We start from the raw sequence: 13,936 nt of genomic DNA on the forward strand, positions 1-13,936 counted from the left end.
TGCGCCTGCATGCAGCAGGCGACGGCGCGTCATGCCACCGGTATGTGCGTGCGCGCTCATGCACCGCCACCGTCGTTGAGGCGCTCGGCGGTGTGCCTGCGCAGCAGCACGCGTGCGGCCAGGGCCAGCAACAACGCCAGCAGCACCACGGTAAGGGCCAGCCACACCGGGTGGTGCGAGAAATACCAGCGCAGCCAGGTCGGCAGCGGCAGATGCCCCACGTAATAGGTCTGGTTGCCGACCAGACTGGTGACTTTGTTCTGCTGCAGCACCACCACGCTGCCCTGGAAATCCTTGAGCAGGGTCGGGTCGAACCAGGCATCGAACAGGCGGCTCATGTTGGCCGGGTCTTCGGTCTGGAAGGCGACCACGCTGCGGCCGGCTGCCAGTGGCGACTCGAAGCCCATCAGCAGGACGTCGTCCGGCTGCGGCTGCAGGGCGATCTCGGCGGTGGTGGGCAGGTCGGTGCGGCGCGCATCGAAGGAGAGAAAGCGCGGCAATCGTTCGAACAGCCAGTCGGTCAGCGCAAAGCGGGTCGCCCGCCCGTCCTGGCCGATCGGCAGATGCGCGCGCCACTGCTTGAACAACGGTTGCGATTCGGCGCTACCGAGCAGCAACAGATCGCGGCCTGCATGCTGCTGCACTGCGCCGGCGCCGATGATCTGCGCATGCAGCGCCGGGTAACCGGTGGAAGCCCCGAAATGCCCGAGCAGGGTCAGCACATTGCTCAGGTCCTGATCGCCGGGATTGTTGGGCAGCACGATGGTGGATTCGGACAAGTCCGCCAGGCGCGTGAACGGGTAGCCGGCATTGGCGAACGCCGCCAGGTTCGGCATCGCCATGTAGTGGTGGAAGCCGCTCAGGTCGATGGTGGAATCGGCATCGATGGCACCGGACACATCCGGGAAGGTGTTCTTGCACGCTTCGCCCTGCGGGCGATCGAAGAAGAAATGGAAGCGCAGTTGGCTGTTGGCCGAAAACGCACCCACCGGCAGTGTCAGGTCCTGATGCACCGGCATGCTGCCGCGCGTCCCCAGGCTGTTCCACCAGCGCATCGGCGTGGATTGAGCGAATGGGCGACCGGTCAGCGGCAGCGTGGTCACGAACGATTCGTTGATGCTGACATTGAGCGCGGATTTGTTGTCCTGCTCCGGCAGCGTGTAGCGGTAGTTCAACGCAACCGGGATGCCGTCGCGTTCCCACACGAACAGGTCCGGCGGCAGTTGCAGGCCGACCCGGATCAGGTCGGGGTGATAGCCGGTGACGTTGAGCTGGCTGGGCTGGGTGACCAGATCGCCGAAGCGTACCGGACTCTCGCTCGACACCCAGTTGGGCGCGTCGTAGGGCCGCCGCGGCGCAGGCGCGCTGATGTCGCCGATGCGGGCCACCGCACCGGTCAACGGTGCGCGCAAGGCCAGCGCGGTGGCGGCACGCTGCAGGTCTTCGCTGTTGCGGCCGAGCACCAGCAGCAGCTTGCCGTTGCGATCGTTCGGGTTGGCCAGCACGGCCACGGTGGGGCCGCGGATGTCGGCCACGCCGCTGTCGGCGGTCGCAAATTGCGCGGGCAAGGTGCCGGGCGTGGCGAAGACGACCGCGTTCCCGGACGCCGGCAAGGCCTCGGTGGAGGCCGGGAACACCGCGCCACGGTAGCCGGCCAGGCTACCGAACCACGAGGCCACCGTGCCGGCCGCCTGCAATGTGGCCGTGTCCGGGCGCTGCGGGAAATAAAACGGCAATTCCAGCCGGCGCGTGTCGCGTACATCGAAGAACGGCACCGGCAGCAACGCCAGATTGTTGGCCAAGGCCAGCGGCGTGGTGGTCAGCGACAGGCTGGTGGCCGCATCCACATTCGCCCACAGGCTGCTGTGGTCGGGATCTTCGCAATCGCGCGTGTAGTGGCCGATCAACTGCAGGTTGAGCTGGTTGTAATCGGTGACCAGGCGCGGGTCGATCGGCAGATCGGCCGAGAGCAACTTGCCGGCGTTGGCCTTGTCGGTGGGCAGCGTGGCCACGGTGACGCCGTTGATGGTGACCTTGAGGTGCGACAGGTCGGGCAACAGCGAGGGCGAGTAGCTGTATTTGAGATTCAACGTGGCCGCGGTGACGATCTCATCGCTGCGCACGCTGAAGGGCACGCCGGCGCTGCCCTGCACCCCGCGCAAGGTGATTTCGTAATCGATGCCCAGCTCGCGCAGTGTTGCCGCACGCGTGCTGCCGCCTGGCAACGGTGCCGCTGCGAAGGCGACGGGCACCTGCGCTGGGGTGACTGCCTGCATCTGGCTGCCTGCCTGCGCAGATGGCGTTGCAGGCATGGGCTGCGCCTGCGCCAGGCCTGCCAGCAAGGTCAACGCACAGCTCAACACAGCCGGGAATATCCGCATCAGCGGCATCTTGGTAAAGGAAAGGGAAACACCACGCATCACACTCACGACTCCAGATCCACCGGGCGCCTCGGACGAAAGCCCTGCCGCGCGCTGTCCACGATATGCCCGCCCAGTCGCCCGAATCCGCGTGCACTGGCTTCCAACACCTGGCCCATCGAGCGCCAGAACGCATCGCGGTCGTGCTGGCCCCACTGCGACAGCCAGATGTCGGCGCGCGCGAAGGTCGACGCCACCAGCCAGCGCTCCTGTTCCATCGACATCTGCGTGAACTGGATGCTGACCTGTCCATCGCGATCCTGGCGCACCACCGCCGGCAAGGTCTGCTCCACGCCACGGTGGCTCAGGCCGATCTGCACCGGCAGACCCGGCTCGATCGGCTGTGGCTGCGCGAGCGTGATCGCCATGCCGCCCGTGGAAAAATTCACCGAGCGACTCGGCAGCACACCGCCGTCGGGCAGATACAGGGTGACCGGCACATCCAGCGGCACACGGTGTGCGCTGCGCACCTGGCGCGTTTCGCTGGCGGTGGCAATCGTGGCGCCCAGCAGCACCATGTTGTAGAGCGTCCAGGCCAGGTTGAACCAGATGGTCTGCTGCTCGCCGCTGCCACCCACATAGATCAACCGCAGCACGCCAGCCACCACGCCCACCACGTTGAGCAACAACAGGAACAGATACGGCTTGGCGATCTGCGCGTCGAAATAGCTGCGCGACACCAACCCACCCTTGGGCGTGACGTTGAACTTGCCGAGTTTGGGATTGAGCAGGGCCACCAGCGTGGGACGGAAGATGTACCAGGCCAGCGTGGTTTCATAGACCTCGTTCCACAGCAGATGGCGGAAGCGGCTCTGCACGCGCAGGTTGGTCAGGTTGGCCTACAGGATGTGCGGCAAGGCGTAGGCCAGGATCATCAACGCCGAGGCCTGGATCACGTGCGCGCCGAAAAACAGATAGGCCAGCGGCGCAGTCAGATAGATGATGCGCGGCAAACCATAGAAGAAGTGCAGCATCGCGTTGAGGTAGCACAGCCGCTGCGACAGTTTGAGCCCGCGCCCCAGCAAGGGGTTGTCGATGCGCGCGATCTGCGCCATGCCGCGCGCCCAGCGGATGCGCTGCGCCACGTGGCCGGACAAGCTTTCGGTGGCCAGACCCGCCGCCTGCGGCACGGCCAGGTAGGCGGTGCGGTAACCGCGGCGCTGCAGCTTGAGCGCGGTGTGCGCATCTTCGGTGACCGTTTCCACCGCCACGCCGCCCACTTCTTCCAGCGCGGTGCGCTTGATCACCGCACACGAGCCACAGAAGAACGTGGCATTCCACTGGTCGTTGCCATCCTGCAGCAGGCCGTAGAACAACTCGCCTTCGTTGGGCACCTTGCCATGCGTGTCCAGGTTGCGTTCGAACGGGTCCGGCGAAAAGAAATAGTGCGGCATCTGCACCAGTGCCAGCTTGGTGTCGTGCAGGAACCAGCCCATCGCCACCTGCAGAAAACTGCGGGTGGGAATGTGGTCGCAATCGAAGATGGCCACATAATCGCCACTGCACTTCTTCAACGCGGCATTGATGTTGCCGGCCTTGGCATGCGCGTTGTTGGTGCGGGTGACGTAGTTGATGCCGACCTCGGCGCAGAACGCGCGAAACTCGTCGCGACGGCCGTCGTCCAGCAAATGGATGGTGATCTTGCCGGCCGGCCAATCGATCACGCTGGCCGCCAGCACGGTGGTGCGCACCACCGACAGCGGCTCGTTGTAGGTCGGGATGAACACGTCCACGCTGGGCCACAGGCGCTGGTCGGCCGGCAGCGGCACCGGCTTGCGGTTGAGCGGCCACAGCACCTGGAAATAGCCCAGCACCAGGATCACGAAGGCATACAGCTCGGCGCCAAGCAGGCCCAGGCCGAGGATGAAATCCACCGCGCTGCCCACGCCCATGGTCTGGGTCATGCGCCACCAGATGTAGCGGCACGACACCGCCAGCGACATCCCCATCATCATCAGGATGACCACCCGCCCGCCGCGGTTGCGCACCGCCAGCGCCACCGCGAACAACACGCCGGAAAACACCAGCTGCTGCGTCACATCCATCGACACGGCCACCACGAACACCAGCAGCAACGCACCCAGCAACCACAGCGCCCAGGTCGCCAGCGTCGGCAGCGGTGATGCGCAATGGCGGTTGGCAGCGGTCATCAATCGTCCTTCAGGCATGGCGGCGTGCGGCACAACAAGCGACAAGCGCACCGGCGCCTGCAGCGGGAAACAACGGGCAACAGCTCAACGCGAGCGCAGGCGCTTGAGCGGGCTTTGCGCGCAGCTGCGCGCATCGGCCTGCAACAGGCGCTGGAACAAGCGCTCCAACGGCGTCTGCGCCGGCCGATCGGCCGGCTGCACGCCGCGCGGCGCAGGTTCGTCGAGCTGACGCAATTTGCGCAGCGGGGCGAGCGCATCCGGCACCGGGTCTGCTGCCGTCACGACGGGTTGCAGCGAGCGCTCTGGCGCCGGTACGGCGGCCGGCATGCCCAAGTTTGGCGTCGGCGCGGCAACCGCCACCGGCGGCTGCACGGCATCGGGCGCAACGGTGACCGGTTCGACCGCTACAGGCGCACCGGCCTGCGGCAGGCTGCAGGTGCGCGGCGACAGCTGGGTGTAGGCGAAATCGTGGTACCCCTGGCTGGCCGGCGTCCCCAAACGCGCGAACAGGCCCGACACATCGTCATGTTGGGGTGCGTCCTTGCCCTTCCTTGCTGTCATCACACTCTCCTTGCCCGATCAGACATGCTCATGCCGTGCGCGCCAACACCAGGCGGCGCAGATCGACGGTGTCGCTCGGCACGCTCTGCACCGCCAGACCCGCCAGCATCCCCAGTTGCTGAAACCACCCCTCGTAGACACCCTGCAAAAACCCATCGCTCCACGCGGCGCCATTCAGCGCGACGCTCAACGGCGCCCCCGCGTGCCGGATCTGCACATGGTCGGTGTATTCCTCCAACACGCACTGGCCCCAATCGCAGCGGTCCCAGACCGCATTGGCCGCGAGCTGCGCGTCGTCCAGCGTGGCGCACGGCGCAAGCCGCTGTTCGCGTGCGAAGCGCTGGCCGATTCGCGCCATCAACAGGGCCAGATCGTCCTCGGGCAACTCGGCGCCGAACTCCTCGGCCATCGCGCGCACAAACCCCAGCCATTGCCGGGAGCAACTGCGCGTACGGTATAGCGGCAGCGGGTCGAGTGCGCTCATTCAACAGACTTCGCAAGGAAAAAAGGGCCGTCACATGCGACGCATGCACCCGATGTGATGCATGCGTGATGACATGTTAGCGGCCGCCATCCTCGAATCGAGAGCTGCGTCTCACTTTTTTCGGGCATTCCCCGACAGCGTGTAGGGAATTTCTGTAGCGGGTGGCGACGCCCGCCCGTCAGTCCCCGCCGGCATCGCCCCGAGCGATCATCCCTCTGCCATCGGCGGCAGTCCGAACACGTCGCGCAGATAGCGCAGATACCCGATGTCCTCGCACATGCTCTTGCCGGGCGAGTCGCTGAGCTTGGCCACCGGCTGGCCATTGCAGCGGACCATTTTGATCACGATCTGCAGCGGCGTCGGCCCCAGATCGTTGGTCAGGCTGGTGCCCACCCCGAAGGCCAGCCGGCAGCGCGTGTGGAAGTGCTGGTACAGCCGCATCACCTTGTCGATATTGAGCCCGTCGCTGAACACCAGCACCTTGGTCCGGGGATCGACGCGGTGCGCTTCCAGATGCGCGATGACGCGCTCGCCCCATTCGAACGGGTCACCCGAATCGTGGCGCATGCCATCGAACAACTTGCAGAAATACAGATCGAAATCGCGCAGGAACGCATCCAGCCCAACCACGTCCGACAACGCAATGCCCAGATCGCCACGGTATTCGCGCGCCCACGATTCCAGCGCCGCCACCTGCGAATCGCGCAGCCGCGGCCCCAACGCCTGGAACGCCTGCAGATACTCGTGCGCCATCGTGCCCAGCGGGGTCAGCCCGTACTGCTTGGCGAAATACACGTTACTGGTGCCGACGAACTGTTCGCCCAGGCCATCGCGCAGCAGCGGCAGCAACTCGCCATGCCATTGCCGCGAGTAGCGCCGCCGGGTGCCGTAGTCGGCGATCTTGCAGCCGGCCGGCATGCTGCGCAGGCTCGCCACCTTCTCGCGCAGGCGGCTGCGGCCCTCTTCGAAATCCGGCTCGGAGGTATTGCGAAACCACACCTCGTTGATGATCGCCAGCAGCGGCACCTCGAACAGGATGGTGTGCAGCCAGGGGCCGCGGATGGTCAGCTCGATCTCGCCCGGATGGGTGGCCGATGCGGTCAGGCTCAGATACTTGCGATCCAGATGGAACAGCGCCAGGAAGTCGGCGAAGTCCGGCTTGATGAAGCGCAGGCTGCGCAGGTAATCCACTTCGTCCTCGCGCAGCCGCAACCGGCACAGCGCATCGATCTCGCGCGAGATCTCATCGACGAACTGCGCCAGATCCACGCCGGGGGTGCGGCACTTGAAGCGGTAATCCACCTGCGCTGCCGGGTGCTGGTGCAGCACTGCCTGCATCATGGTGAATTTGTACAGGTCGGTGTCGAGCAGCGAATGGATGATCATGCCGCCGGATTATGCCCTTGGCGGCGATGACAGCGCGTGCAGTGCGCAAGCCGCGTGAGAACGCAGCGCACCTGTGTCGTCAGGTAGACAGCCGCGATTGCCAAGCTGGGCCAGCGCGTTCCAACCCGTTCTGCGCAGCGCAGCCGCTGGCGGAAGGAGCACGTCGGAAGGCATGCAACGTGACGCCAGCCCGTGCTGTGCGCCCGTCTGACGCACAGCACAGGCGCACGCCATGCACGTGCAGCGCGATCTAGCGCGACCGGCGACCAGAGCGAGCCTGCATCGCGTGACGTGGCCGGCGCCAGAAGCCCAAGCGTGCGAGCGGGTTCTGGCGATCCCGGGCACTGGCCGCACCCCGCCGCTGCGGCGAACGCAGCTGTTCGCCAGTCGCCCTCAGCGCGCCAGCACCTGCTGCGCCGGCTTGCCTTGCACGGTGAAATCGCTGTCGCCCGGGCCGCCGGCCTTGGGGTCGGTATACCAGCACCACAGCGCAATGCCTTCCACGCCATGCGCCTGCAGTACCTTGCGCCACTGCTGCAACACCTGCAGCTGTAGGCGCGTATCGACGGCAGCCGTGCGCTGCTCCGGGCTTTCCCACGGCGCCGCCAGACTACCGCGCGCCGAACGCAACCCCAGCTCGGCCACCCACACCGGCTTGCCCACGCGCTGACCCAACTGCTGCAGGCGTTGCGCCGCAGCGGTCATTTCAGCGCTGCGTGCATCGGCAGCTTCGGACAGGCGCGGATACAGGCTGGTGCCCACCGCATCGAACAACGACCAGTAACGGAAGCTCTCGGCATGCTCCATACCGTCGGCCACATACAGCAGTTTTCCGTGGTAGACCTTGCGCACTGCCGCGACCAACGCCGGCCATTGCGGCGCGTCCTGCAACTTGCGCAACTCGGTGCCGATCACCAACGCTTCGGCGTGTTCGTCCTGGGCCAACCTGGCCAATGGCAGCAATGCCTGCTGGTAGGCCGCAAACCACGCCGCCGGGTTGGTGGGCGCGGCATCGCCGGCCCAGTGTCCCGGAATCCAGACATGCACCTTGAGCGTCGGCTGCAATCCAGCCTGCAGGCTTTGCCGCAACGCAGCGCGCATGGCGTCCACACTGCTGTCGCTGCCCAGCACCGGGTCGTTGGACTGCGGGTTGGCCTGCCACACGAACGCTACCAGCAACGCCTTGCTGGCCCCCGTCTTGGCCAGTGCGTCCAGCGACTGCGCTGCAGCCTGACTTTCCCACGGGGCGTTGGCGGACACCTTGACGTTGGCGCCCATCCAGGTCGGCGCGGCGGCATTGCAGCCGTTTGCCAGCAGACACACGCCGATCAACGTTGCGACGCTTAGAACGCGCTTGAACATGCAGCAGACACCTCGGCATTCGGCGGCGCCGCGTGCCGGGAGCACGCCGTCGCACGCAAGGATGCACTGTTCTTGTCCTGCGGCACCGCCGTGACCGCTGCCGGGTTGGCCGGCTCGGCAGTGTCGGCAGATGCCGTTGCAGCCGGGGCCACCGCAGCGCTCTGGGCCATCGCCGGCTGCATCACCCCAGCCTCCTGCGTAGCGGGAGCGGCCGCCGCACGCACCGGCAACGATACCGGCGTCGTCATGACAACGGCCTCGCCCTGCATCAGGGCCTGTTCGTCGGGCGCTGCGGCACGCATCCAGCTACCCCAACCCTGCGGTTGTGCCCAGATCGCACCCACCAGGCCCAACACCAGCAATCCGGCCGCCTGGCCGCGCTGGTCGGGGTGCAGCGCACGCAGCAACAACGCCGCCGGCACCCACAACAGCAGCAGGGCATCGAAGCCAGCCCAGCCGAACGCGAACGACAACGCAGCCGCGCAGACCACGGTGCCGGCACTGGCCACCACGCCACGCGCCAACGCACCGCTGCGCGCACGCGCCACCAGCGCAAGCACCGGGAAGCACGCCACGGCCGCCACACCCCAGCGGACCGCCGGCAACCAGCCGTCGGCATGGCCGGCCAGTGGCAACGGCAACGGATGCGACGCCTGGGCAATGCTGGACAGCGTCGGCCACGGCGCATTGAACACGACCAGATTCACGTAGGCCCACATGCCGACCAGGAATGCGAACGGCAGATAGCACACCAGATAGAACGAGCCTGGTGCCTTGCGCAGCATCTGCGGCGGCATGACCAGCAGCAGCCACGGCGCGACCATTGTCGACAGCGCCAGCGTCTGCAGATCCAGGCACAGCAAAATGCACAACCAGCCCGCAATGCGCAGATAGGTGAAGGCTTCCACCGGCGCCTGCAAGCGGCGCAAGGTGCGGCACAAACCGTAGAAGGCCAGCAACCCCACTGCCTGGCTGCCGCCGGCAGCGATCGGCAGCAGGAACAGCGGGTTGCAGCCCACCAGCAGCGTCAGCGCGCTGGCCCAGCCGCGCCCGAACACGCCAGCCAGATCGCGCCACAGCAGCGACAGGAACAGCGCGTTCGCAGCCACCGCGACACATGGCCAGACCTGGAACGGCAGATTCCAGCGATGCAAGGTGAGATCGACCGCCCACGCCAGCAATCCGGTCGCCGGCCCGCCGATGTCCGGCGCAAGCGCGGGCGTCGTGGCCACCGACTGCACCAGCAGCGGCTGGCTCAGCAGCGACAGCGCCACCACGGCGATGAGAAACGCCGGCAGCCCGCTCTCGCGACGCTGCGCAACCGGCTCACTCTTCGAGTGCGGCGCGGCGCTCGTTTTCCGAATGCTTGCTGATGCCATGCGTGGTCTTCTCCCAATAGAACGGATTGTGGATCAGCTGCCAGAGACCCTTGTAGGCGGCGATCGACTGCAACGCCCAGTAGAACGGCACCGTCAGTGCGTACGGCGCCAGCTTGAAGTAGTCGCGCTTGAACGCTGCAACCAGCGTGATGTAGATGAAGAACGCATTGGCCAGCAGCAGATTGACCAGCGAGACCCCCGCCAGCCACGGCGGGAAGAAGCGCTCGAACATCGTGGTGCCGGTCAGCGCCCACGCCGCGTACAACGCCCAGAGCACCGGCACGCCCAATGCGGTGAAAAAACCGCCGCCGATGAAGAACTGGAACCCCCAAAATCCCTTGAAGCCGGTGCTGCGATACAGATGCACCGGGTCGCGCATGTGCACCAGCCAGGTCTGCATATAGCCCTTGAGCCAGCGCGACCGCTGCCGGATCCAGTTGGGAATGCTGACGTTGGCTTCTTCGAAGGTGGTGGAATTGACCACATTGACGCGGTATCCGTTCTGGATCAGCCGCACGCCCAGATCGGCGTCTTCGGTGACGTTGTACGGATCCCACGCGCGCACCTGGCGCAATACGTCCAGACGGAAGTGATTGGAGGTGCCACCCAACGGAATCGGAATGCGCAGGTATTCCAGCGCCGGCAGGTAGAAGTCGAACCAGAGCGTGTACTCCAGCGTGAACATCCGCGTCAGCCAGTTTTCGTCGGCGTTGTAGTAGTTCAGCCGCGCCTGGATGCACACCACATCCTTTTCGGCCTTGCGGAATGCCGCCACCACGCGCTTGAGCTGGTCCGGCTCGGGCTTGTCTTCGGCGTCGTAGATGGTAAGCAGCTGCCCACGCGCAAAATGCAGTGCGTAGTTGCAGGCCTTGGGCTTGGTCTTGGGCTGCGACGGCGGCACCCGGATGATTTCGAAGAACGCTTCCAGGCCGAGTTTCTTGGCCGCTTCGATGGTGTCCAGGTCGTCCGCTTCCAGCACCAGCTTGACGTCCAGCTTGCTGATCGGGTAATCCAGCTTGCGCAGCGCGTTGGCCAGGATCGGCAGGACTTCCGGCTCCTTGTACATCGGCACCAGCACGGTATAGACCGGCAGGTCGTCGTCGCGCAGCGCGGCCACCTCGTCTTCGGTGACCTTGATGTCGATGCGATGGCGCGAGCCGAACCACACCAGCAGCAACTTCAACCCGAAGGTGGCCAGAAAGCCCAGCGCCACCAGCACGTTGACGGCAATCAGGGCCGGCACCGGGAACAGCACCAACGTCGCCAGCATCACCGCCGCCAACGCCCACAACGCGAACTTCTGCCCGCGCGTGATGACCTGGCGTGCCGAATACGTCGGCGCATGCGCCGCAAGCAGGTTCAGCGCGTTGTCGGTGAGCTGCTCGTCGGCATAGCGCTGCAGGCTCCAGATGATGTCGAATTTGGCGGTACCGACAAAGCGCACGTCTTCGCCGTAATGGGCACGTGCCCAGGCGAACAAGGCCGGATCCGGATCGGCCACCGCCAGCACCAGCACACCGTCCTCGCGCCGCCACGGCAACACCAGGCGCTGCGCGTAGCTATCCAGATCGCCGGGGGTGAGCAGCGCAGGATCCGGCGGCTGCTGCACCAGATCGATGAATTGCAGCCCGAAGTGCGCGGCAACGATGGCGTAGAACCGCTGCGCCGGCACGCCGCGCTGGGCCAGGATCACATCGCCAAGGCGCGAATTCCAGCGTTGCTGCAAGGCCAGCGCCGAGCGCAGCTGTTCATCGGTGATGACGCCTGCCGACACCAGCGCACGACCCAGCAGACCGCGTTCGCGGCCGATGTCCGGTGCTCGTCCCAGCGCGTCCGTTTCGCAGGTGACCGTCATGTGCGGCCCCTCAGAAACGCCACCAGGCGGCCACGAATGGCCCGCCCGCGGCACCGGTGTTGCGCCCCATCACCGGCTGCTGATACCCCACCTGCCATTGGCTGCCACCCGGCGCCGTGTACAGCGTGGACAACTGCAACTTGGTGAGATCGTAGTTGGTGCCGGTGGCGACGAAGCCCACGCCGCCACCGCTACCGGCAACATCGAAGTTGCCACGCCCGTTGCCCAACCCCTGGATCACATTGAGTTCGCCCAACAGCAGCCAACTGGGGGTCAGACTCAGACCTGTGGACGCGTCCACCCGCAGTTCGTCGGACGCCGCGCTTCCGCGTAGGCGGACCGCGCCCCCCAGATCGACATAGCCGTTGCGGCCGCCCAGCGTGTAGCCGCGGCCGCGGCTGTAGCGCAGCTCAAGGCCATAGTCGCCCAGGCCAAGCGCAGGGTCGGAATTGGCAGAAGGATTGTCCGGGTGATAGGTCTTGCTGCGCCCATACGCGGGGATGCTCACCAGGGCCTGCACGGCACTGCGCCAGACATCGTTCTGCGCGCTCGGCAATGCATAGCGCAAGCCGATTTCCTGATCGGCAAAACCGGTCGTCGTGGTTTGCTGACGGCCGTTGACGGCATCGTGGTTGCTGAAACCCACGTCGTTGAAATAGAAGTTGCCGATGAAGCTGAGCTTTTCGGTCAGACCATGCTCGACGTAGACGTTGAGCTGGTCCTGACGGCTGCGGCCATTGCCATCGAACTGCTGGCCGTCGCCGAAGGTCGTGCGGTGGTGGCTGTCGTCGAACCACCCGCGGCCATCGCTATGCAGCGCCTTGACGATCACCAGGGTGTCGCCCTGCGGCTGGGTCCACGCACCGGCCAATGCGGTGCCCGGCAATGCGGCCAGCACACAGCTCAGTGCAAGCGCCGATGCCAGGACCGACAGCGCACGCGGTTGGGCTGGATTGGGATGACACGGCGAGGCAATCGAACTGGACTGCAGCGGGGTAGCGCACGACCGACGTACCCGCCTTTGCGGGTCGTTCTGTAAAGACATTGCACGATTCCTGATGGGGGACCCGGAAGGGACAGGAAGCTAGGGTTGATCACACTTCGGGGCGAAACGTATCACAGTTGCGGCCGGCGCCCCATCACCGACTTATCACAAATTTAACGCAATCCAACTCATTTGTTTTGCAACAAACGCGGCACCTGGGCCACTGCGTGGATCCAGATCGCAAGCCACACGCCAAGTCGCGTCGGCAGCCCGCGTCGATCGGCCTCGAATTTACGAAAATAGCGCCACAATCCACGATGTTTGTGCCACTCCACAAAGAACGGCCGCGCGCGGCTGGAGACCCCGCGTACGTGGAGCACCTGCAGATCGTTGGCCACCGCCACCAGAGCACCTGCCTGGCGGGCGCGCCGGCACAGATCCAGGTCTTCAGCATGCAGCCGGTAATTGCCGTCCCAGCCGCCCAGCCGGTCGAACAGGCTGCGCTGCATCAGCATCAACGCCCCGGAAATGGCATCCACCGGCTGCAAGGCGCGCGACGGATCGGCCGGCACCGCCAGATTGGCGGCGGCGCGCGGCGCGCGCAGCATCGCGGCGAAGTCCGGGTCGCGGCGGCGCACGGCCGCATCCGGGCGCCCCTGCTCATCCACCTGCTCCACCCCCAGCAACACCGCCGGATGTCCCGCTGCCCGGTCGTACAGCTGTAGCAAGGTATCGCGCGCGACCATCAGGTCCGGGTTGATGAAGACCAGCCAGGGTGCCTGCGAATCGCGCGCGCCCTGGTTGCAGGCAGTCGCAAAACCAGGGTTGTCGGGATTGGCGATGAAATGCAGCCGCGCATCGGCCAGGGCATGACGCTGCACCACTTCCAGGGTGTCGTCGCTGGAAGCGTTGTCGACCACGCGGATCTCGCTGATGCCCTCGGCCGCGCGCAATCGCGACAGGCACGCATCGATGGTGCTGCTGCTTTCATAAGTGACGACGACGGCGGCGATCTGGACGGGAGTCATCCGGCCATTATCCGGTGCCGGAGCGGCGCAGCGCCATCTTGGGTTGGCCGATGCTCGCTGCGCGACAGGCGCTGCCGCGGCCGCATCGCGCCGACGTCCGGACGCGATTGGAACGGCGCCACGCTTCCGCTTGCACGCAGTGACCGGGCGCGAACGCGCCTTGCAGCATGGCGACCCACCGCCGCAAGGCGCATACTGCGCGCCCGGAGCCGCACGCGGTTTCCGTTGCCACACTTTTGTGCAACCGGCAAACCGACTGCGCAGCCAGGCAAGCGCGGGCAGCACGCGATGCATGTACCAGGGGTACATCTGCGTCAGAGCGCGTC

Annotated in this window: 9 protein-coding genes and 1 pseudogene; all 10 read right to left on the reverse strand. The window is 65.9% G+C overall.

All coding sequences use genetic code 11. The features are described 5' to 3' along the window. Positions 1–56 precede the first annotated feature (56 nt). The 10 genes and pseudogenes from bcsB to LN450_RS18850 all read right to left on the reverse strand — a co-directional run bounded on the left by bcsB (position 57) and on the right by LN450_RS18850 (position 13,610). Positions 57–2,381, reverse strand: coding sequence for a cellulose biosynthesis cyclic di-GMP-binding regulatory protein BcsB (gene bcsB / locus LN450_RS18805; protein ID WP_039419214.1), 2,325 nt, complete (start codon positions 2,379–2,381; stop codon positions 57–59). Between the two features lie 44 nt (positions 2,382–2,425). Continuing rightward, positions 2,426–4,570: pseudogene (bcsA, locus tag LN450_RS18810) on the reverse strand (UDP-forming cellulose synthase catalytic subunit). A gap of 84 nt (positions 4,571–4,654) precedes the next feature. After that, positions 4,655–5,131, reverse strand: coding sequence for a hypothetical protein (locus LN450_RS18815; RefSeq protein WP_011348568.1), 477 nt, complete (start codon positions 5,129–5,131; stop codon positions 4,655–4,657). A 28-nt stretch (positions 5,132–5,159) separates the two neighbouring features. Next, a complete protein-coding gene (gene bcsD, locus LN450_RS18820; RefSeq protein ID WP_008573758.1) occupies positions 5,160–5,615 on the reverse strand; it encodes a cellulose biosynthesis protein BcsD in 456 nt (151 codons plus the stop codon). Positions 5,616–5,822: 207 nt separating this feature from the next. Next, complete coding sequence (gene pncB, locus LN450_RS18825; RefSeq protein WP_008573756.1) at positions 5,823–7,001, reverse strand: nicotinate phosphoribosyltransferase; 1,179 nt, start codon at positions 6,999–7,001, stop codon at positions 5,823–5,825. A 393-nt stretch (positions 7,002–7,394) separates the two neighbouring features. Beyond that, positions 7,395–8,363: a glycoside hydrolase family 113 gene (locus tag LN450_RS18830; protein WP_011348569.1), complete on the reverse strand. Its 969-nt coding sequence runs from the start codon at positions 8,361–8,363 to the stop codon at positions 7,395–7,397. Further along, a complete protein-coding gene (locus LN450_RS18835) occupies positions 8,345–9,640 on the reverse strand; it encodes a hypothetical protein (protein WP_039418877.1) in 1,296 nt (431 codons plus the stop codon). Before LN450_RS18835 ends, LN450_RS18830 begins: the two co-directional genes overlap by 19 nt. A gap of 49 nt (positions 9,641–9,689) precedes the next feature. Next, positions 9,690–11,597 (reverse strand): glycosyltransferase family 2 protein, encoded by a 1,908-nt coding sequence (locus tag LN450_RS18840; protein WP_008573752.1) that lies wholly within the window; start codon positions 11,595–11,597, stop codon positions 9,690–9,692. A gap of 10 nt (positions 11,598–11,607) precedes the next feature. Continuing rightward, the gene (locus tag LN450_RS18845) at positions 11,608–12,642 is read right to left on the reverse strand and encodes a hypothetical protein (protein ID WP_011348571.1); all 1,035 of its coding nucleotides are present in this window, start codon (positions 12,640–12,642) and stop codon (positions 11,608–11,610) included. 128 nt (positions 12,643–12,770) lie between these two features. Next, on the reverse strand, positions 12,771–13,610 hold the full coding sequence (locus LN450_RS18850; RefSeq protein WP_011348572.1) for a glycosyltransferase family 2 protein: 840 nt from the start codon (positions 13,608–13,610) through the stop codon (positions 12,771–12,773). Positions 13,611–13,936: the final 326 nt, after the last annotated feature.

The organism is Xanthomonas euvesicatoria pv. euvesicatoria, assembly GCF_020880415.1.
Taxonomy (GTDB): Bacteria; Pseudomonadota; Gammaproteobacteria; order Xanthomonadales; family Xanthomonadaceae; genus Xanthomonas; species Xanthomonas euvesicatoria.